Origin of the sequence: Nitratireductor soli (assembly GCF_001050155.1) — a bacterium.
GTDB lineage: Bacteria > Pseudomonadota > Alphaproteobacteria > Rhizobiales > Rhizobiaceae > Nitratireductor > Nitratireductor soli.
The window spans coordinates 52,616-73,347 of the sequence record NZ_LFVY01000014.1 but is presented as its reverse complement, the minus strand read 5'-3'; the positions used below and the strand labels follow the sequence as shown (position 1 = coordinate 73,347).

Sequence of the window (20,732 nt, the reverse complement as noted above, 5' to 3'; positions counted from 1 at the left end):
TGGCTTCCTGCCAAGTCCGACCACCCTCATGGTGAGCTTGTCGAACCACGCACAACGTCAATGCCGCTGTACATGGCGTTCTAAGCTGCCGCCAGCGCCCGTTCGATATCGGCGATCAGGTCATCGCCATGCTCGATGCCGACCGACAGACGAAGCGTGCCGTCGCCGATGCCGAGTTCGGCGCGGGCCTCGTCGGTCAGGTTCTTGTGCGTCGTCGTCGCCGGGTGGGTGATCAGGCTCTTGGCATCGCCCAGATTGTTGGAAAGCTTGATGGTTCTCAGCGCGTTCTGAAAGGCGAAAGCGCTGCTCTTGCCGCCCGCCACTTCGAGGCAGACCAGCGTCGAGCCACCCGTCATCTGCCGCGCCACGATGTCGGCCTGCGGATGGTCCGGGCGGCCGGGATAGATGACGCGGGCGATCTTGCCGTGCTCGGCCAGGAAATCGGCGATGCGCCCGGCGCTCTCCGTCTGCTGGCGCACGCGCAGCGGCAGGGTCTCGAGCCCTTTCAACAGCGTCCAGGCGTTGAACGGCGACAGGCTCGGCCCCGTGTGCCGGAAGAAATCCTGCAGATGCTCGTCGACCCATTCCTTGTCGGAAAGCACCACACCGCCAAGACACCGTCCCTGGCCGTCAATGTGCTTGGTTGCCGAATAGACGACCACATGGGCGCCGAGCTCCAGCGGCTTCTGCAGCAGCGGCGTGGCGAAGACGTTGTCAACGACCAGGCGCCCGCCGATCTCGTTGGCCAGGTTCGCCACCGCGGCGATGTCGGCCACTTCCAGCGTCGGGTTGGTCGGGCTTTCCAGGAAGAACAGTTTGGTGTTGGGGCGGATGGCCGCCTTCCATTCCTCGATCTTGGACCCGTCGACAAGGGTGGCCTCGATGCCGTATCGGGGCATCAGCGTTTCCACCACCCAACGGCAGGAACCGAACAGGGCGCGGCCCGCCACCACATGGTCGCCGGCCTTCACTGAACACAGGAGGGCTGCCGTGACGGCGGCCATGCCGGAGGCCATGGCGCGCGCTTCCTCGGCCCCCTCCAGGGCGCACATGCGGCGCTCGAACATGTCGACGGTCGGGTTGGCGTAGCGTGAATAGACGAAGCCCGGCTCTTCGCCCTTGAAGCGGGCTTCCGCCGCTTCCGCGCTGTCATAGACGAAGCCCTGTGTCAGGTAGATCGCCTCGGACGTCTCGCCGAAATGCGATCTCTGGACGCCGCTGTGCACCAGCGTCGTCTGCGGCTTCCAGTCGTTCTCGGACCGGTCATTTTCGGAATTGTCTGTCATCGCCTTCACACCCAACAAAAAACCGGCCGCGAAAGCCGCATGCCGGTTCGAGTGTCGAGCACGGCCTTTTAGCGACTTCTTTAACGTGGCTGCAAGCCGACCGGCCAAATCACCACGGGATAAAGGGTCAATAGCCGCTCATGTGCCTTGCGTCAACGTGAAGCGCCGCTAAACCATCGGGAGAGTGATCTCTGCGTAAAGGGAGAGGGGTTGTGGCAAACGTGGCGGTGAAGGCGGGTATCCTGCCGGACAGGGACATTGCGGCGCTGTTCGCCGATGGTGCGTTGACCTCGGAGCGTCCCCTCGACCCTGACCAGATCCAGCCTGCAAGCCTCGATCTTCGCCTTGGCGATGTCGCCTATCGTGTGCGCGCCAGCTTTCTGCCCGGTCCTCAGCATCCGGTGTCGGCCAAGCTGGAAAAACTGCGGTTGCATGAAATCCAGCTTGGCGAGAGTGCTGTTCTGGAGACCGGCTGCGTCTACATCGTGCCGTTGCTCGAGAGACTCGATCTGCCCGAAGGCATCTCGGCTTCCGCCAACCCGAAAAGCTCCACCGGCCGGCTCGACATCTTCACCCGTGTGATGACCGATTACGGCCAGGAGTTCGACAAGATCCCGGCAGGCTATTCGGGCCCGCTCTATCTGGAGGTGAGCCCGCGCACCTTCCCCATCGTCGTGCGCACCGGCTCGCGCCTGTCGCAGATACGCTTCCGCACGGGCAAGGCGCTGCTCGACGAGGCGGAGCTCGCCGATCTGCACGCCCGCGAAACCCTCGTCGCCTCCGAGGATCCCAACATCACCGGCGGCGGCATCGCCCTGTCGGTTGATCTGAGTGGCGACGAGAACGGATTGATCGGCTACCGCGCCAAGCATCACACGGCGCTGATCGATGTCGACAAGCGCGCCATGCTCGACATAGCCGATTTCTGGGAACCGCTGACGGGCGATGGTGCCGGCGGGCTGATCCTCGACCCGGACGAGTTCTACATTCTGGTCAGCCAGGAAGCGGTGCATGTGCCGCCGCGCCATGCCGCCGAGATGACGCCGTTCGATCCGCTGGTCGGCGAGTTCCGCGTGCACTATGCCGGCTTCTTCGACCCCGGTTTCGGCCACTCCGATGCCGGTGGCACGGGCAGCCGCGCCGTGCTCGAAGTGCGCAGCCATGAAGTGCCGTTCATCCTCGAGCATGGACAGATCGTCGGCCGGCTCGTCTACGAGGCCATGCTGTCGCGGCCGGAAGCGCTTTACGGCGCCGATCTCAAATCGAATTACCAGGGCCAGTCATTGAAGCTGTCGAAGCATTTTCGCCCGCGATAGCATTTTGCAGTCAGGCGGAATCGCCTGACATCCGCATAAACGCGAAAAGCAAAAGATATGGAGCGGGGCAGCGTTTCCATGAAACGGTGAACCGCCCCAGGACCATCATTTCGGCTTCAGCGCCCGCACATCCTCGCGCAGGGCGCGGATTTCGCTCAGGATCATTTCCTGTTCGGCCTGCAGGGCTGTGCGTTCGGCGGACGCCTCCGCATCGTGCTCGGCCTGCATGGCCGAGACGATGATACCGATGAACAAATTGAGCACCGTGAAGGTGGTCGAGACGATGAACGGAATGAAGAACAGCCACGCCAGGGGGTAGACCTCCATCACCGGCCGGACGATGCCCATCGACCAGCTTTCCAGCGTCATGATCTGGAACAGCGAATAGGCCGACAGGCCGATCGTGCCGAACCAGTCGGGGAAAGACGCGCCGAACAGCTTCGTCGCCATCACCGCGAACACGTAATAGACCAGTCCGAGCAGAAGCATGATCGAGCCCATGCCCGGCAGGGCCGCGATCAACCCGCCGACGACCCGGCGCAGCGACGGCACCATGCTGACGAGCCTGAGCACACGCAGGATGCGCAGCGCGCGCAGCACCGAAAGTCCGGCCGTTGCCGGCACCAGCGCGATGCCAACGATCACGAGGTCGAAAATACGCCAGGGATCACGGAAGAATTCTGTCCTGTAGACGATAAACCGCGCCAGAAGCTCGGCGACGAACACGCCGAGGATCGCGTGATCGATGGCCACCAGAGCCGGCCCGACAGCCTCCATTGCGCGCCCGGAGGTTTCCAGACCCAGCGTGATGGCGTTGATGATGATCAGCACGGTGATCGTTGCTTCGAAGCGGCGCGATTCGATGAAGGTCTTCAGGGCAAGCACGGCAATCGTTCCGATTTTCTGCGGGTTTCAGGATCGCCAACAGGTGGTGTGAAACAATGCCTGCGTCAAGCGGCGAAAAGCCGCTTGACAGGCCGGGCGCGGGTCGCGGATTAATGAGCCCGCGCGGGTATGATGTAATGGTAGCCTGTCAGCTTCCCAAGCTGAACGCGCGGGTTCGATTCCCGCTACCCGCTCCAGCTGTCCCTCGGGCGCCATTCGACACGACAGGATGCTTCCTGGTTGCGCAGCCGGCCGCGCATGCGTATCTCTTTGCCGTCAAGATCAAGGAGCATGCCCGTGTCGGCACTGACAAGGTTTCTCGGCGACAGCCCGCTGCGCGTCATCATCAAGCTGGTGATCGTCTCCCTCATCGTCGGTTTCGTCATGAGCGCCTTCCACTGGTCTCCGTGGGATATTTTCTATGCGCTGCGCGACACGGTGCTGCATTTGTGGAACATGGGCTTCGACGCGCTGGGGCGCTTCGCCAGCTACATCCTGCTCGGTGCTGCCATCGTCATTCCGGCATTCGTCATCCTGCGCCTGCTGAGCTATCGCCGCTAGGCGTCGTGCGATGGACGACGCTGTTTCGCCCCAACGCGCGGTGCGCCCTTTCCAGGTGACAAACCGCCTTGTCCTGGCGATCGCCCTGCCGATGACGCTCGCCTATCTGACGACGCCGCTGCTCGGCATCGTCGACACGGCGGTGATCGGCCAGTTCGGCGATGCGGCGCTGCTGGGCGGCCTGGCTGCCGGCGCCATTGTCTTCGATGTCGTGTTCACCACCTTCAATTTCCTGCGCTCCGGCACCACCGGCCTGGTGGCGCAGGCCTTCGGCCGCGATGATGTGCTGGAGGAGCAGGCGGTGCTATGGCGGGCGATGGCGCTCGCCATCGTGGCCGGCCTGATCGTCATCCTGCTCGGGCCGCTGATCGGTGCGGCCGGCGTCCGTTTCATCGATCCAGAACCGCGCGTGGCCGAAGCAATGACCGCCTATATGGCCATCCGGATTCTGGCGGCGCCGCTATCGTTGATGAACTACGCCATCCTGGGCTACGTGCTGGGGCGCGGCGAGGGCGGGCTTGGTCTGGCGCTGCAGTTCGTCCTCAACGGAGCAAACATCGCATTATCGATCTTCCTTGGCCTGCATCTGGGCTGGGGGCTGGAGGGCGTCGCCTGGGGCACGGTCGGCGGCGAGGCCCTGGGTGCGGTGGCCGGCCTGGGCATCCTCGCGCATCGCCTTTCCAAGGGGCCGCGCGTGTCCTGGGCGCGGGTTGCCGATATAGCCGCCATCATGCGCATGATCGCCATGAACCGCGACATCATGATCCGTTCCTTCTCCCTGCTGGCCAGCTATGCGCTGTTCACAAGGCAAGGCGCGCAGTTCAGCACGGTCACGCTGGCGGCCAATGCGGTGCTGATGAACTTCTTCCTTGTTGCCGGCTATTTCCTCGATGGGATGGCGACGGCGGCCGAGCAATTGGCCGGGCGCGCCGTCGGCGCACGTTTCGCACCGGCCTTTCATCGCTCCGTGCGGCTGACCGCCATCTGGGGCTTTGGCCTGGCCATCATCATGACGGGAATTTTCCTGCTGTTCGGCAACGATCTTGTCGCGTTCATCATCAAGAGCGAGAGCGTCCGCGAAGTCGCCGACATATTCCTGCCATGGGCCGCGTTGATCTCGATTTCAGGTGTCCTGGCGTTTCAGATGGATGGCATTTTCATCGGCGCCACCTGGTCGCGCGACATGCGCAACATGATGCTGATGTCGTTTGCCGTCTATGTTGCTTGCCTGGTCGTGCTGACGACGTATTTCGGCAATCACGGTTTATGGGCGGCGCTGCATATTTTCCTGATCGTGCGAGGGTTGGGCCTGGCGGCGATCCTGCCGCGGCGCGCCCGCCAGGCCTTCGCCAGCTAGCATTTTGCAGTCAGGTGATTCCACCTGACTGCAAAATGCTTTAATCCAGCGGCCGCTCGGCCCATTCGTCGACATGGCTGTCGCGAAGCTGGCGCAGGGAGGACAAGCCTTCCTGCTGGGCAAAGGCGCCCAATTCCCTGACAATCCGGCCGGGCAGGCTGGTGCCGCCGAAGATCATCCCGCTGTAGATCTGGATCAGATCGGCGCCGGCGCGGATTTTCTCCAGCGCGGTTTCCGCCGAATGGATGCCGCCGACACCGACCAGCGGCATTGCCGGGCCGACCAGCCGCCGCATCCTGGCCAGCACGATGGTCGAGCGTTCGAACAATGGCTGGCCGGAAAGCCCGCCGGTCTCATGCGCCTTGCGGCTGGTGGCGCCGCGCCGCGACAGGGTCGTGTTGCTGACGATCAGCCCGTCGACGCGCTTGTCCAGCACCTCGGCGGCGATGTCGGACATCGCCTCGTCGGTCAGGTCGGGTGCGATCTTGAGGAACAACGGCACCGGGGAACGGCGGCGCTTGGCCACCTCGTCGCGCGCCGCCAGGACGCGGGTCAGCAATTCCGCCAGATTGTCGCGATCCTGCAGGGTTCTGAGGCCCACCGTGTTGGGCGAGGAGATGTTGACCGTCAGGTAGGACGCGATGTCGCCGAAGGCGCGGACGCCCGTCTCGTAGTCGCCGATCCGGTCGGCACTGTCCTTGTTGGCGCCGATGTTGATGCCGACAATGCCGCCATTGCCGGCGCGCTTCTTCAGCCGCTCGCGCACGGCCACCAGCCCGTCATTGTTGAAGCCGAGCCGGTTGATCAGCGCCTTGTCTTCCTCCAGGCGAAACAGGCGCGGGCGCGGATTGCCGCCTTGCGGCAGGGGCGTGACCGTGCCGCATTCGACGAAGCCGAAACCGAGCCGCAGAAGGCCGTCGGGCGCCTCGGCATTCTTGTCGAAGCCGGCCGCCATGCCCAGGGGATTGGGGAACACCATGCCGCCGACAATGGTCTTCAGCCGCCGGCTGGCCTCCAGGCGGTCGGCCAGCGGCATGCCGCTCTTCAGCGCATGGATGGCAAGCCGGTGGGCCCGTTCCGGATCGAGCTGGTAGAGGGCGTGGCGCGCCAGTCGGTCAAGCAGCATTCGCATCAAGCAAGCCCTGGAAACAGATGCGCTCCGTCGGCGCCGAGCGGCAATGGCCTGACCCAGCACACGGCGCCGAGCGCCAGCGGAGCATAAAGGTGCGGAAACAGAGCGCCGCCGCGTGAGACTTCAAATCTGAGCGCCTCGCCCAGCGCGCCGGCATCGACGGCGACCAGCACGAGATCGTCCTGTCCGGCAAAATGCCTGGCGGCTGTCTCACGCGCCTGTTCGGCGGTGGAGAAATGAATGTAGCCATCGGCAAGGTCGATCGGCGCGCCGTTGAAGACACCGGCTGCTTCGGCTTCCTGCCATAGTGGGCGGGGGCAGATTTTGTAGATCAATGCGGCCATGACTGGGGCTATACTGGGAATATCCGGGCAGCGAAAGGGTGGCAAAAGGGATTTCAGGGGATTGCCTGTCATCCCATTTATGGCGCATTCCCCTAGGATGATCTTCAGTCAACGCCATGAAACGCGGAGCAGACACATGCGTAGGACCATCGCGATCGCGGGCGCCCTTGCCGCCCTGTCATGGACGAGCGCCGCCCTGGCACAGGACACCGAGCGCTTCCGACTCGAGCGGACGGAGGATGGCTATGTGCGCATGGATACCAAGACCGGCGCCATGTCGATCTGTCGCGAGCGCTCGGGGCAGCTCGTCTGCACGCTGGCCGCCGACGAGCGCGCCGCCTATCAGGACGACATCGCCGATCTCGGTGAGAAACTCGACAAGCTCGAAGCGCGCATCGCTGCCCTGGAAAGCGGCGGCGGCGCCAGGGCGGATCCGGGCCTGCCCTCCGAAGAGGAATTCGAGCAGACGATGGGGTTGATGGAACGCTTCTTCCGCCGCTTCATGGGCATGGTCCAGGACTTCGAGAAGGAGGAAAAGACTCCCCAATCCGAAAAGCCGGCGCCGGACCGCACCTGAGCGCGGCGCATCATGCCAGCGCGCGCAGCAAGCGCAGTGCCGTCGATGTGGTGAAGAAGCAGCAGCCCGCCATCAGGCTGTGGGCGGCAAAGCGCACATAGACCTCGATCAGGACAGACCTGAACACTTTGGCGCCAGAGCGGCCGGCCGGTCTTGCATTCGGCGGAAGGTAGCCCCACGCCTCGGTCTTGCGCGGGTTTTGTCGAAACGTCGCATAGGCCTTGATGATCAGGATCTGTGCCATGACCAGCGTCAGGATCGCTCCGGCGCTGAAGGCCCGCACCAGGTCGAAGGAAAAGCTGATCATAATCAGCGCGATGGCGAACGCGCCGAACATGACGGCGCGACCAACGCATAGCATGGCGACCTTGCGGAGCTTTTCCATGGCTTGCCCGTGGCCCATTGCCTCCCGCTCCGGTAATCTGGGGCAAAGCGGCTTCGACGGCAAATCACAGCTGCGCGATGGCGCCGCGCCAAGGCGCAGGTCGGGACGGCCCTGTTTTCCCCGGTCGACGCTGTCTCGCTTCAAGAAACTTGAAAAGCCGGACAATCCCCGCATAATCTTGCCGGTGCCCAGCGATGAAGAAAAGCGCTATAATAACGTCGCGGGCGTGGGAGGGACGTTTGGTATCGGGCTACAAATTCTTGGTCGCCGACGACCACCCCCTGTTTCGGGGTGCGCTGAAGAACGCGCTGTCGGGGATGGACGGCGATTGCGAGATTCTGGAAACCGGCGACTTCGACGGCGTCAAGAAGCTTGCCGATCGCGGCGTCGACCTGGTCCTCCTCGATCTTTCCATGCCGGGTGTCAGCGGCCTTTCCGGGCTGATCACGCTGCGCGGCATGCATCCGACGGTGCCGGTGGCCGTGGTCTCGGCGCATGACGATCCTGAAACCATCCGCCGCGCTCTCGATCTCGGCGCTTCCGGCTTCATTCCCAAATCCGCCGGCATGGATGAAATCCGCCGCGCCGTCGGCGTCATTCTCGACGGTGGGGTCTACACGCCGGAAAACGTCGACCTCGGCCTCGAGGCAGACCCCGAGATCGCCGATCTCATCCGCCGCCTGCAGATGCTGACGCCGCAGCAGACGCGTGTTCTCGGCATGCTGGCGGAGGGGCTTTTGAACAAGCAGATCGCCTATGAGCTGGGCGTCTCGGAAGCGACCATCAAGGCGCATGTTTCAGCAGTCCTGCAGAAGCTCGGCGTTGACAGCCGCACCCAGGCGGTCATCCGCCTGTCGCGCATCGGCACGGACGCCATCGTTCTGGAAACCTGACCTTACCGGCTCTGCTCTAATCGACCGCCTCGAGCATCTGCCGGCAGCGCGTCAGTAGGATGCGCAGCGAGGCCGGCCGCAACGGCTTGTTGACGATCAGCGCATCGAGGCCCTCGGCCTGCGCCCGCACCTCGTTCGAGCGGTCGGCGGTGATCAGGATCGCCGGAATGTCCCTGCCGTAGCGCGAGCGCAGCGCGGCGATCATGTCCAGGCCATTCTCGCCATTCAGGTGATAATCGGCCAGGATGACGTCGGGTGGCGACGCCGTCATGTCCGGCAGCGCGGCGGAGCCCGTGGCGATTCGCACCGCGCATCCCCAACCTTCCAGAAGCCGCCTCATGCCGTCCAGGATGCGCGCGTCATTGTCGATGCAGATGACGTTGAGGCCGTCGAGCATGACCTGGCGCGCACCGGCGGGTCTGACCGGCCCTGGCGGTTTCGCCGCCGGCGCATTGCTTCTTGGCATGATGACGGAAAAGCGCGTGCCTTTTTCGCATTGCGAGGAAAGCTGGATCTCCAGGCGCAGAACGCGGGCGATGCGGTCGACGATGGACAGGCCGAGGCCGAGCCCCTGCGCCTGACGCATGCCTTCGTCGAGCCGCGTGAACTCGTGGAAAACCGTGTTCAGCTTGTCATCCGCAATGCCGATCCCCGTGTCCAGGACCTGCAATTCGACCAGGGGCCCGCGTCGCCGCACACCGACCAGTACGTGCCCTTCAGGGGTATACTTGATGGCGTTCGACACCAGGTTCTGCACCAGGCGGCGAAGCAGGTTGCGATCGGTGCTCACCGCCAGCGAGGATGGCACGATCGTCAGCCGCAACCCTTTTTCCGCCGCCAGCGGCTGAAAGTCGGTGCTGATCTGCCGCAGCAATTCATCCAGCTTGAACACGCTCTGAGAGGGTTTTAGCGCGCCCGTGTCGAGCCGCGAGATATCGAGCACGGCGCCGAGTATGGTTTCGACTGAATCGAGCGAGGATTCGATGTTGCCGACATACTCGCGAATGCCGCTGCTTTCGGCGCGCTCCATCAGCGACGAGCAGTAGAGGCGAGCCGCGTTCAGCGGTTGCAGGATGTCGTGACCGGCCGCCGCCAGGAAGCGCGTCTTGCCGAGATTGGCCTCCTCGGCGAGCATCTGCGCCTGCGCCAACTCCTCGTTGACGTGCATCAGTTCGGCCGTGCGGCTCGCCACGCGCTGCTCGAGCGTCTCGTTGATGCGCTTCAGCGCCACATCCGCCTCGACCCGGGGCGTGATGTCCGTGTAGGTGGCGACGATGCCCCCATCGGGCATCGGGTTCGAGCGCAACTCGATGATGCGCCCGCTTTTCTGCAGCTTGATCTCCCACGGGGTGCCGAAATCGGTGAAGCGGTTCAGCGTCATGGTCTGGGCGGCGACCGGCACTTCGCCGCGCGCCGCCAGAAGATCGATGAAGCGGTCGAGCGACACGCCCACCTGGCCCATCTCGTCGGGCAGGTTGAACAACGTGCGGTATTGGCGGTTCCAGCAGATCAGCTGGAAATCCCGGTCGAACACGGTGACGCCTTCCTCCATCTGGTCGAGCGCCGTCTGCAGGAGATCGCGATTGTGTTGAAGAGCGACGGAAGCGTCGTCGAGAAGCCTTAGCGCGTCGCGCCGCGAACGGTCATTGCGTTGGAACAGGAGGGAGAGGATCAGCCGCGCCGAGGACGAGCCGACGGCGCTGGCCAGCAATTGCTCGGAAAACCGCACCAGCGCCATGCCGGCCTGCTCATTGCCGTTGAGGCGGTTGCCGTGCGTCGCCTCGAAGGTGGCAAAGGAGCGTTCGGTGCGTTCGGCGCCCAGATAGCGTGAGATGGTGTCCTTCAGGTGGTTCACCGTCACCGTCGTGCGGAAACGGCGCAGTGTCGGGATCGGCCCAGCATCGCGCGGCACGAAGATCGCCGCCTGGATGCGTTCCAGCGGCATCGACATGCGCGACAGGGAGCCAAGCACGAAGAACAGCGTGTTGATGGCCAGGCTCCACAAAACGCCATGGTTGAGAGGCTCCGCAACCGTGCCGAACAGCGCCTGCGGGCGCAGAGCGGGAATGCCGAAAAGCCCCTCGGTGATGATCTGCGTTCCGGCTGGCGCCAGCGATGGGAACAGCAGCGTATAGGCCCACAGGATGAAACCGGCGCCCATGCCGAGCAACGCGCCCCGGCTGTTGGCGCCGCGCCAGATCAGCCCGCCGAAGAAGGCCGGGGCGAACTGCGCGATGGCGGCGAAGGAGATCAACCCGATGGCGGCCAGCCGGGTGTTGTGGGTCGTTTCACGATAGTAGAGGAACGCGGCGAACAGGATGATGAAGATCGCCGCGCGCCGGATGTTGAGGATGACCTTCGACCAGTCTTCCTTGTTGCGATTGTCCGGCCTGAGCAATCCCCGCACGAACAATGGGATGACCAGGTCGTTGGAGATCATGATCGACAGTGCGACGCTGGCGACGATGACCATGGCCGTCGCCGCGGAGAGCCCGCCGAGGAAGGCGATCAGCGCCAGCAGATCGTGCCCCGCCAACAGCGGCAGGGCCAGCACGTAGAGATCCGAACTGGTGGCGTCACCGACCTGTGCCAGCCCGACAAAGGCGATTGGCAGCACAAACAGGTTGATCAGCACCAGATAGAGCGGAAACAGCCAACTCGCCGTTTCGAGTTCGGCCGTGCTCTTGTTCTCGACGATGGTCACGTAGAACTGGCGCGGCAGCATGATGATGGCAAACGCGCTGAGCGTCGTCATGACGATCCAGGTGGCGAGCGATGTGGGGTGGCTGTAGGCGCTGCGCACTTGGGGCAATTCGCTGACCGTACGCGCCAGCTCGACCGGTCCGGTGAAGAAGAAGAAGGTGATGGCGATGCCGACGGCGAGGAACGCCGCGAGCTTGACCACCGTCTCGACCGCGATGGCGAGAATCAGCCCGTCCTGATGCTCCGTCGCGTCGGCATGCCGCGTGCCGAACAGAACGGCGAAGAGCGCCAGCAGAAAGGCGACGATCAGGGCGATGTCGCCGACGAAGAAATCGATCGCCGGCGGCGCGCCGTCATAATGCGCCACCATCAGGTTGACCGAATCGGAGATCGCCTTCAACTGCAGCGCGATGTAGGGGATGGTGCCGAAGGTGGCGATCAGCGTCGCCATCGAGGCGACGGCGAAGCTCTTGCCGTAGCGTGCCGCCAGGAAGTCGGCTATGGAGGTGATCTTCTCGGATTTGGCCAGCCGTATGATGCGCTTGAGCAGCGGAAATCCGAACAGGAACACGAGCACCGGCCCGATGTAGATCGCCAGGAATTCCAGGCCCCGCTCGGAGGCCAGCCCGACGGAGCCGAAGAAGGTCCAGGAGGTGCAGTAGATGGCCAGGCTGAGCGCGTAGATCAGCGGACGCGAGCCGATGCCGCTTCGCCGGGCGGCGCGGCTGTCGCCGACACTCGCGATGAAGAACAGCAGCGTCACATAAGCGACGGCAATGATCGCGATGACCCAGCCCTGCACGGTGGCCAGACCCTCCTCCCAGAATGGCTTCGGTCAGGCAACCACAGCCCGCCGGACCTGTCCAATGCTTCTTTCGCAGCATGCGCGTGCCGGCGAAGCGGGCCGCTGTACGTTTTGCGCTTATCACGAATCCCGGATTTGCTATGGTGCCACGTGTCGGCGAGCCACTGAGTCGCCACGGGTGAAGCTAGATTGGGGAGAAAGCCGCATGTTGAAGGAGTTTCAGGAGTTCATTGCCAAGGGCAATGTGATGGACCTGGCCGTTGGTGTGATCATCGGCGGAGCGTTCGGGTTGATCGTCAAGTCGTTGACCGATGACATCATCATGCCGATCGTCGGAGCCATTTTCGGCGGCTTTGATTTTTCCGACTATTTTTTCCCGCTGTCGTCCGGCGTTACCGCCACCGCGCTCGATGCGGCGCGGCAACAGGGCGCGGTGTTCGCTTACGGCAGCTTCCTCACCGTGCTGGTGAATTTCCTGATCCTGGCCTGGATCATCTTTCTGATGGTCAAGGGCGTCAACAGCATGCGCCGCAAGCAGGCCGAAACGCCGGCGGCACCCGAGGCCCCGCCCGTCGACGTCCAGCTCCTGACCGAGATCCGCGATCTTCTTGCAACCAGAAAATAGGCTTCGAGACCTTTCGGGCGGTTGAAACCCTCAGCCGCCCGATTTGGGAACGAGCAGGGAAACCACGCGGTCCGATTTGGCCTGCGCCGGGTGTCCAGCCTCGGTGAAAGGAATGCCGAGCGCGCTCCAGGTTTCCAGAAGGGCGTCCTTCAGCACCGCGATCAGCGCGTCGTCGTGGAACGGTGTCGGCGTGATGCGCAGTCGCTCCGTACCGCGCGGCACGGTCGGATAGTTGATCGGCTGGATGTAGATGCCGTGCCGTTCCAGGAGCCGGTCCGTCGCCTGCTTGCAAAGCTCCGGGTCGCCGACCAGCAGCGGAACGATATGCGTCTGCGACGGCATGACCGGCAGTCCGGCCGCCAAAAGCATTTCCTTGGTCCGCTGCGCCTGGCGCTGCTGGGCTTCGCGCTCGACCGTCGAGGTCTTGAGGTGGCGGATCGAAGCGGTTGCCGCCGCGGCGATGGCCGGCGGCAGGGCCGTGGTGAAGATGAACCCCGCCGCATAGGAGCGGACGGCGTCGATGACGGCCGAGGAGCCGGTGATGTAGCCGCCGATCACGCCGAAACCCTTGGCCAGCGTGCCCTCGATGATGTCGATGCGCTGCGCCAGACCGTCGCGCTCGGTGATGCCGCCGCCGCGCGCGCCATACATGCCGACGGCATGCACTTCGTCGATATAGGTCATGGCGTTGTATTTCTCGGCGAGCTCGACGATCGCCTCGATCGGCGCAATGTCGCCATCCATCGAATAGACCGATTCGAAGACGATCAGCTTGGCCCGTTCGGGGCCGGCCGCCTGCAGCAGGCTTTCCAGGTGCGCCACGTCATTGTGGCGGAAGATTTTCTTTTCCGCGCCGGAGCGGCGCACGCCCTCGATCATCGAGGCGTGGTTCAGTTCGTCGGATAAGACCAGGCAATTGGGCAGGAGCCGGGCGATCGTCGAGATCGACGCTTCGTTGGAGATGAAGCCGGAGGTGAAGACCAGCGCCGCGTCCTTGCCGTGCAGGTCGGCCAACTCGCCCTCGAGCTCGACCAGCGGACGGGTGGTGCCGGAGATGTTGCGCGTACCGCCGGCACCCGAGCCCATGCGGCCCGCCGCCTCCTGCATCGCGGCAATCACGTCCGGGTGCTGGCCCATGCCGAGATAGTCGTTCGAACACCACACGGTGATCTCGCGGGCCTCTTCACCGGAGCGCCACAGGGCGCGCGGAAAGGCGCCGACGATCCGTTCGAGGTCGGCGAACACGCGGTAGCGCCGCTCGGCGTGCAACTGGTCGATCGCCTCGGAGAAAAAACGCTGATAATTCATCGGACCTTCCTGCTCTGCGCGGCGATCATAATGTCGGACCCCGCCCGCGTCCATGGCGCGTTGCGGGCAAAATGCCACGCCTTTCACGTGGCGCCTTGCGCTCGATCAAATCAGTCGATGGAACCGCGATTATGCGTGGAATTTCTATTGGTTCGTGGCAACCGGGCCGATTGCCATCATATCCGCCACGGCTGTCAACGCGGCGATGAGTTCGCCCCGTCGCTCGGGAGCGAGTTGTGCCAGCCGGGCGGCAAATCCGGTGCCAAGCGGTTCGGGCGCCCGCCGCGCCAATTCCTCGCCGGCGGGCGTTAGCCGCGTGTGCACCACGCGGCGGTCATGAAGCGAGCGGTAGCGTTCTACCAGGCCGCGCGCTTCCAGATTGTCCAGAATGGTGATGACCGTCGCTGCGCTGAGGTCCACATGCGCCGACAGCACCGTCGTCGTCACCTCGCCAAGCGCGGCGATGCCATTCAGGACGACGAGCTGCGGCGCCGTCAGGCCGATCTGTTTGCCCAGCGCCTTCGATTGCAGGTCGTTCGCCCGCACAATGCGCCGGATCGCTTTTTCGACCGCCCGTAGATCGTCATTTCGGAACCAAGCCTGGCCTTTTTTGGTTGTGCTTTCGCGTGTCATGAGGGCGCCATTGATTTGACATCTAATAATCAGAACTATAACTAAACCACACTCCAAGGCAACGACAAACAAAGGAGCAGAACGCTACACATGTGCGGAATCTGCGGAGAATTGCGATTGGACGGCGGCGCGGCATCGCCTGTCGCCCTGGCGAAGATGATGGACAGCCTGGCCCCGCGTGGACCCGATGGCGCGGGTGTTGTGATCCATGGCAATGCGGCGCTGGGCCATCGCCGATTGAAGATCATCGACCTGTCGGAAAAGGCGCGCCAGCCGATGGAGGATGCCGAACTGGGGCTGACCATCGCCTTCAACGGCTGCATCTACAATTATCCTGAGCTGCGCGCCGAGCTGGAAGACCGAGGCTATCGGTTCTTCTCGACCGGCGACACCGAGGTCATCCTCAAGGCATGGCACGCCTGGGGCGAAGACTGCGTCAGCCGCTTCCACGGCATGTTCGCCTTCGTCCTGCGCGAACGCGACACGGGCCGCGTCGTCATGGCGCGCGACCGCTTCGGCATCAAGCCGCTCTATCTGACGGAGACGCCCGAACGCATCCGCTTCGCCTCGACCTTGCCTGCGCTGCTGGCGGCGGGCGATGTCGATACCTCGATCGACCGCCATGCGCTGCATCACTACATGACGTTTCACGCCGTCGTGCCGCCGCCGCGCACCATCCTAAACGGCGTGCGCAAACTGCCGCCGGCGACCATGCGCGTCATCGAGCCGGATGGCAGCCAGCGCGACCGCATCTATTGGGATCCCCCCTTCGCGCGCGATCCGCAGACGAGCATCCTGTCGCCAGATGAGTGGCGCGACCGGACGCTGGAGGCGCTCAGGCTTGCCGTCAAGCGACGCATGGTGGCCGACGTGCCGGTCGGCGTGCTCTTGTCGGGCGGCGTCGATTCGAGCCTGATCGTCGGCCTTCTCGCCGAAGCCGGCCAAAAGGGCCTGATGACCTTCTCCGTCGGCTTCGAGGAGGCGAATGGCGAGAAGGGCGACGAGTTCGTCTATTCGGACCTGATCGCCAAGGAATTCGGCACAGACCACCACAAGATCTTCGTTCCCTCATCCGAACTGATGGACGCGCTGCCTGGCACTTTCGCCGCCATGTCGGAGCCGATGGTCTCCTATGACAATGTCGGCTTCTATCTCCTGTCGAAGGAGGTTTCCAAGCACATCAAGGTCGTCCAGTCCGGGCAGGGCGCCGACGAGATCTTCGGCGGCTATCACTGGTACCCGCCGCTGATGAACTCGAACGACGTCGTCGGCGACTACGCCAAGGTCTTCTTCGATCGCTCGCATGAGACGCTTGGAACCCAGCTCTCGCCCGACTGGATCGCCGGCGAGGATGCAAGCCGCGAACTGGTCGCGCACCATCTGACACGGGCCGGCGCCGATACGCCGGTGGATGCGGCGCTTCGCCTCGATTCGACGGTCATGCTGGTCGACGACCCGGTCAAGCGGGTCGACAACATGACGATGGCCTGGGGCCTGGAGGCGCGGGTTCCCTTCCTCGATCACGAGCTGGTCGAACTGGCCGCCCGCATACCGCCCGAGGAAAAGCTGAAGCAGGGCGGCAAGGGCGTCCTCAAAGAGGTGGCGCGCCAGATCGTCCCGCACGAGGTCATCGACCGCAAGAAGGGGTATTTCCCCGTGCCGCAGCTCAAATATGTCGATGGTCCCTATCTCGACATGGTGCGTGACGCGCTGTCGTCGCGGTCGGCGCGCGAGCGCGGGCTGTTCCGCCAGGATTATCTCGACACGCTCTACGCCGCGCCCGCCGATCACATCACGCCGCTGCGCGGTTCCGAACTGTGGCAGGTGGGGCTGCTCGAATTGTGGCTGCAAACCCACGGGGTCTGACCGATGGCGAAGAAACAGGACGTGGCTTTGCGCGCCTCGCGCGGGCGCAGCGACAAGGCGCTCGGCTATCGGCTGAAGCGGCTGCGCAGCGAAACGATGAAGCCGACCAGCGCCCATCAGGATGCCGACACGCCCGAGCCGCCAAGTTCGGTTTCCCTCGATCTCGGTTGGGGCCGCCTGCTTTTTGCCCAGACCTTCGCCACCAACGAGGCGCTGGCGGATGCGCTGAGCGGTGAGGGCCCGGCGCGGCGCGACATCGCCTTCTACATTCGCGATCCGCATGTGCTCTTGTCGATGGCGCCGCAGGAGCTGTTCCTCGATCCATCGCACACCTACCGGCTGAACCTCGCCACCTATCGGCCGAGCCGCCGCCAGCCGCGCGGCTTCTTCATTCGCCGCCTGACCTCGGAGGTCGACGCCAACGCCGTCAACGCCATCTACCAGAGCCGGGGCATGCTGACCGTCAGGCCCGATTTCTTCTGGGCGCGGCGCGACAGCCGGGCCGTCACCTACTTCGTTGCCGAGGACGATCAGACCGGCGACATTCTGGGCACCGTCACCGGCATCGATCACCGGCGGGTTTTCCAGGATCCTGAAAACGGCGCGTCGCTGTGGTGCCTGGCGGTCGATCCGCAGAGCCCCCATGCCGGCCTTGGCGAAATGCTGGTGCGCCGGCTTGCCGAGCATTTCGCCGCGCGCGGCGCGAGCTTCATGGACCTGTCGGTCATGCATGACAACGAGCAGGCGATCGCGCTTTACGAGAAGCTCGGCTTCCACCGTGTGCCGGTCTTCGCCGTCAAGCGAAAGAACCCGATCAATGAAAAATTGTTCACCCATCCGCCGGCCGATTTCGACAAGCTCAACCCCTATGCGCGGCTGATCGTCGATGAAGCGCACCGGCGCGGCGTTGCCGTCGACCTCACCGATGCCGAAGGCGGCTTCTTCCGGCTTTCCTTCGGCGGCCGGTCGATCCAATGCCGCGAAAGCCTGTCGGAACTCACATCGGCGGTCGCCATGTCGATCTGCGACGACAAGGCGGTGACGCGCCGCACGGTGGAGCGGGCCGGCCTGATCGTGCCCGAGCAGATCGAAGCCGTGGAAGACCGGCAGGCGCTGCAAGCCTTTCTCGAGCGCCATGGCCGTGTGGTGGTAAAGCCGGCGCGTGGCGAACAGGGGCGCGGCGTCGCCGTCGGGTTGGAGACCCTGGACGAGGTGGACGATGCCATTCGCGCCGCGCGCGAAATATCCGACCGCGTCTTGGTCGAAGCCTGTTTCGACGGCGAGGATCTGCGCCTCGTCGTCATCGATTTTCGTCTGGTGGCGGCGGCCGTACGCCGTGCGCCGCGCGTCGTCGGCGATGGGCGCAGCACCATCGAGGACCTGATCGCCAAACAGTCGCGCCGCCGCGCCGCCGCCACGGGCGGCGAAAGCCGCATCCCCGTCGACGCGGAGACGAAGCGCTGCCTGGCGGCTGCCGGCCACACGCTTTCCTCCGTGCTGCCGGAGGGAGAGGAAGTCGTCGTGCGCAAGGCCGCCAATCTGCATACGGGCGGTTCCATCCACGACGTGACCGAGCAGGTGCATCCCGATCTGGTGACGGCCGCCTGCGCTGCCGCACGCGCCATTGACATTCCGGTCGTCGGCATCGACCTTATGGTCAAATCGCCGAACCTGCCGGACTACGTCTTCATCGAGGCGAACGAGCGGCCCGGATTGGCGAACCATGAGCCACAACCAACCGCCGAGCGCTTCGTAGATCTCCTCTTTCCGCGCTCCGGCGTGAAATCCGCGGAGCGGGCACTCGCCCCAAGATCCTAGGGCACGGTCGTTGCCGCAGCAGGCCGGCCTCACTCCGTTCCAACGCATTCTTGATGGGGACCACACGTGACGCGCCTGAAAATCGATGTCGACTATCTCGTCGGGCAGCTCAAGGGACTTTTGGCGATCGACAGCCCGACGGGCTATACGGACACCATCGTTCGCCATGTGACAATGGAGCTGGAGCGCCTCGGGCTCGAGCCGGAACTGACCCGCCGCGGCGCGATCCGCGCCGTTCTGCGCGGCGGTCGCCGTGAGGGGGCCCGCGCCATCATCACCCATCTCGACACGCTCGGCGCCCAGGTGAAATACATCAAGGACAATGGCCGTCTGGAGCTGGTGCCGATCGGCCATTGGTCGGCGCGTTTCGCCGAGGGCGCGCGCACGACGATCTATACGGAGAAGGGCAGCTATCGCGGTACGATCCTGTCGCTGAAAGCTTCCGGCCACACATTCAACGACGATGTCGACACGCATCCCATCGGCTGGCAGCAGGTCGAGTTGCGCATCGATGCCTTGTGCTGGAACCGGGCCGAGGTGCAGGGGCTGGGCATCGATATCGGCGATTTCGTCGCAGTCGATCCGCAGCCGGAGTTTCTCGAAAACGGCTTCATCGTTTCCCGTCACCTCGACGACAAGGCGGGCGTGGCGATTGCGCTGGCAACGCTCGAATCGCTGTTGCGCCACGATGTGACCCTGCCGGTCGACACGCACTGGCTGTTCACCATTGCCGAGGAGGTGGGGGTTGGCGCGGCTTCCATCGTCACGCCGGAAATCGCCTCGATGGTCACCATCGACAACGGCACCACCGCTCCCGGGCAGAACTCGTCCGAATTCGGCGTCACCATCGCCATGGCCGACCAGGCCGGCCCGTTCGACTATCATCTGACCAAGAAGCTGGTCGATCTGTGCCGTGAGGAGGACATCCGTTTCCAGAAGGATATTTTCCGCTATTACCGCTCGGATTCGGCCTCCGCCATCGAGGCCGGCCATGATGTACGCACGGCGCTGATCGCCTTCGGCGTCGATGCCTCGCACGGCTATGAACGCATCCACGTTCACGCATTGCGTTCGGTTGCCGAGCTGGCGACGGCCTATGCCGCCAGCCCCGTCGAGATCGAACGTGACATCGAGGAAGTCTCGGATATCGAGGGCTTCACCGAGCAGCCGACCGAGGCCGCCGAACAGCCGAAGCGGGTCAAGAACCTGCCGCCCCAGGACTGAGCTCCAACACATTGGCCCGGACATGCCGACCTCGTCAGTCTCTCGCCTGCCGGGGGACGTCCCGCTAAAAAGATTTAAGCTTCAAGTACCCTGTTGATCTCATTCGCTTGATATGATCATGTGATCAAATCGCATCTGCTCGGCGCGGCCGAAGGGAACCGGCCCCGTCACGCGAGGGCAGAGACAGGAGGAGATTCATCATGACCATCCGCATGGGTGTTTTCGCGGCCCTTGCCGCCAGCCTGGCTTTCGCGTCGTCGGCCTTTGCCGAGACGATCACCGTCGGCGCCTACCCGTCCAACCCGCCCTGGGAGTACAAGACCGAGAGCGGCGCCTTCGAGGGGTTTGAAATCGATGTGGCGCGGGACGTCGCCAAGCGGCTCGGCATGGACATAGAGTTCCAGGATCTGGGCTTCCAGGCGCTCTTCGCCGCCACCAGCTCCGGGCGCATCGACTTCGCCATTTCGTCGATCTCGATCACCAGTGAACGGCTGCAGAACCAGTCGTTCACGCAGCCCTATTACGACAGCGACGGCACGATCGTCGGCCGCGAGGATTCCACGGTCACGACGCTCGAGCAGCTTGACGGCAAGCCGATCGGCGTGGTTGCAGCCACCACGGGCGAGGCCTGGGCCAAGGAGAACGCGGAGAAATACGGCATCTCCGACATCCGCTCCTATTCGGCGCAGCAGGATCTGCTGATGGACGTGCGCGCCGGGCGTATCGAGGGCGGCGCTGGCGAGATCGCCGGTTTCCAATATGCCATGACGCAGGTTCCAGGCCTCAAGCTGCTCGTGCGCATCCCGACCGGCGAACGCTTCGCCATGATGACGCGCAAGGACCATCCGCTGCTGGAACGGGTGAATGACGCCGTCTCGGCGATGAAGGAGGACGGCAGCATGGCGGCGATCCACAAGAAGTGGTTCGGCGTCGATCCCGAGGCCGGCACCAGTACCGTCGAGAAAATGCCGATACCGAAGCCGGAGTGAACCGGCTTTACCGAGGCCGCGAGGC

18 protein-coding genes, 1 tRNA gene and 1 riboswitch are annotated in these 20,732 nt (G+C 64.0%); of the genes, 11 read left to right on the top strand and 8 right to left on the bottom strand.

All coding sequences use genetic code 11. From position 1 onward, the window contains the following. Positions 1-80 precede the first annotated feature (80 nt). Complete coding sequence (locus tag AB843_RS17845; RefSeq protein WP_048648239.1) at positions 81-1,286, bottom strand: O-succinylhomoserine sulfhydrylase; 1,206 nt, start codon at positions 1,284-1,286, stop codon at positions 81-83. Positions 1,287-1,334: 48 nt separating this feature from the next. Beyond that, a riboswitch (SAM riboswitch) is annotated at positions 1,335-1,412 on the bottom strand. A gap of 86 nt (positions 1,413-1,498) precedes the next feature. On the opposite strand from AB843_RS17845, the gene AB843_RS17840 reads away from it, so the two are divergent. Further along, entirely contained in the window at positions 1,499-2,602 is a 1,104-nt protein-coding gene (locus AB843_RS17840; protein WP_244468020.1) for a 2'-deoxycytidine 5'-triphosphate deaminase, read from the top strand. A gap of 105 nt (positions 2,603-2,707) precedes the next feature. On the opposite strand, the gene AB843_RS17835 is transcribed toward AB843_RS17840, so the two are convergent. Further along, positions 2,708-3,487 (bottom strand): ion transporter, encoded by a 780-nt coding sequence (locus AB843_RS17835; protein WP_048648238.1) that lies wholly within the window; start codon positions 3,485-3,487, stop codon positions 2,708-2,710. Positions 3,488-3,610: 123 nt separating this feature from the next. On the opposite strand from AB843_RS17835, the gene AB843_RS17830 reads away from it, so the two are divergent. The 3 genes from AB843_RS17830 (at position 3,611) to AB843_RS17820 (ending at position 5,405) form a co-directional block, all read left to right on the top strand. Next, a tRNA-Gly gene (locus AB843_RS17830) sits at positions 3,611-3,684 on the top strand. 94 nt (positions 3,685-3,778) lie between these two features. Further along, positions 3,779-4,048 (top strand): DUF6460 domain-containing protein, encoded by a 270-nt coding sequence (locus tag AB843_RS17825; protein WP_082143882.1) that lies wholly within the window; start codon positions 3,779-3,781, stop codon positions 4,046-4,048. A gap of 10 nt (positions 4,049-4,058) precedes the next feature. Next, positions 4,059-5,405, top strand: coding sequence for an MATE family efflux transporter (locus AB843_RS17820; protein ID WP_048648237.1), 1,347 nt, complete (start codon positions 4,059-4,061; stop codon positions 5,403-5,405). Between the two features lie 40 nt (positions 5,406-5,445). Here AB843_RS17820 and AB843_RS17815 read toward each other — a convergent pair whose 3' ends face one another. Together AB843_RS17815 and AB843_RS17810 are read right to left on the bottom strand one after the other, a co-directional pair. Then, positions 5,446-6,537 (bottom strand): quinone-dependent dihydroorotate dehydrogenase, encoded by a 1,092-nt coding sequence (locus AB843_RS17815; protein WP_048648236.1) that lies wholly within the window; start codon positions 6,535-6,537, stop codon positions 5,446-5,448. Further along, positions 6,537-6,881 (bottom strand): DUF952 domain-containing protein, encoded by a 345-nt coding sequence (locus AB843_RS17810; protein WP_048648235.1) that lies wholly within the window; start codon positions 6,879-6,881, stop codon positions 6,537-6,539. The genes AB843_RS17815 and AB843_RS17810 overlap by 1 nt, the downstream gene beginning before the upstream one ends. Positions 6,882-7,017: 136 nt before the next feature. On the opposite strand from AB843_RS17810, the gene AB843_RS17805 reads away from it, so the two are divergent. Continuing rightward, the gene (locus tag AB843_RS17805) at positions 7,018-7,458 is read left to right on the top strand and encodes a hypothetical protein (RefSeq protein WP_048648234.1); all 441 of its coding nucleotides are present in this window, start codon (positions 7,018-7,020) and stop codon (positions 7,456-7,458) included. Positions 7,459-7,468: 10 nt separating this feature from the next. On the opposite strand, the gene AB843_RS17800 is transcribed toward AB843_RS17805, so the two are convergent. Beyond that, positions 7,469-7,861 (bottom strand): hypothetical protein, encoded by a 393-nt coding sequence (locus AB843_RS17800; RefSeq protein ID WP_244468019.1) that lies wholly within the window; start codon positions 7,859-7,861, stop codon positions 7,469-7,471. 221 nt (positions 7,862-8,082) lie between these two features. Here AB843_RS17800 and AB843_RS17795 point away from each other — a divergent pair, with 221 nt between their 5' ends. After that, on the top strand, positions 8,083-8,736 hold the full coding sequence (locus tag AB843_RS17795; protein WP_048648233.1) for a response regulator transcription factor: 654 nt from the start codon (positions 8,083-8,085) through the stop codon (positions 8,734-8,736). Between the two features lie 16 nt (positions 8,737-8,752). Here the strand turns inward: AB843_RS17795 and AB843_RS17790 are convergent, their stop codons facing one another. After that, a complete protein-coding gene (locus tag AB843_RS17790; RefSeq protein ID WP_048648232.1) occupies positions 8,753-12,241 on the bottom strand; it encodes a PAS domain-containing hybrid sensor histidine kinase/response regulator in 3,489 nt (1,162 codons plus the stop codon). 208 nt (positions 12,242-12,449) lie between these two features. On the opposite strand from AB843_RS17790, the gene mscL reads away from it, so the two are divergent. After that, the gene (gene mscL / locus AB843_RS17785; RefSeq protein WP_048648231.1) at positions 12,450-12,869 is read left to right on the top strand and encodes a large conductance mechanosensitive channel protein MscL; all 420 of its coding nucleotides are present in this window, start codon (positions 12,450-12,452) and stop codon (positions 12,867-12,869) included. Positions 12,870-12,899: 30 nt separating this feature from the next. On the opposite strand, the gene hemA is transcribed toward mscL, so the two are convergent. Then, positions 12,900-14,177, bottom strand: coding sequence for a 5-aminolevulinate synthase (gene hemA / locus AB843_RS17780; protein WP_048648307.1), 1,278 nt, complete (start codon positions 14,175-14,177; stop codon positions 12,900-12,902). 144 nt (positions 14,178-14,321) lie between these two features. Then, positions 14,322-14,810 (bottom strand): MarR family winged helix-turn-helix transcriptional regulator, encoded by a 489-nt coding sequence (locus AB843_RS17775; protein ID WP_048648230.1) that lies wholly within the window; start codon positions 14,808-14,810, stop codon positions 14,322-14,324. Positions 14,811-14,900: 90 nt separating this feature from the next. Between AB843_RS17775 and AB843_RS17770 the strand changes: the two genes are divergently transcribed. The 4 genes from AB843_RS17770 (at position 14,901) to AB843_RS17755 (ending at position 20,707) form a co-directional block, all read left to right on the top strand. Next, complete coding sequence (locus tag AB843_RS17770) at positions 14,901-16,676, top strand: N-acetylglutaminylglutamine amidotransferase (RefSeq protein WP_048648229.1); 1,776 nt, start codon at positions 14,901-14,903, stop codon at positions 16,674-16,676. A 3-nt stretch (positions 16,677-16,679) separates the two neighbouring features. Continuing rightward, complete coding sequence (gene ngg / locus AB843_RS17765; protein WP_048648228.1) at positions 16,680-18,494, top strand: N-acetylglutaminylglutamine synthetase; 1,815 nt, start codon at positions 16,680-16,682, stop codon at positions 18,492-18,494. 66 nt (positions 18,495-18,560) lie between these two features. Continuing rightward, complete coding sequence (locus AB843_RS17760; protein WP_048648227.1) at positions 18,561-19,718, top strand: osmoprotectant NAGGN system M42 family peptidase; 1,158 nt, start codon at positions 18,561-18,563, stop codon at positions 19,716-19,718. A gap of 200 nt (positions 19,719-19,918) precedes the next feature. After that, positions 19,919-20,707, top strand: a complete 789-nt coding sequence (locus AB843_RS17755; protein WP_048648226.1) for an ABC transporter substrate-binding protein — start codon at positions 19,919-19,921, stop codon at positions 20,705-20,707. Positions 20,708-20,732 lie beyond the last annotated feature (25 nt).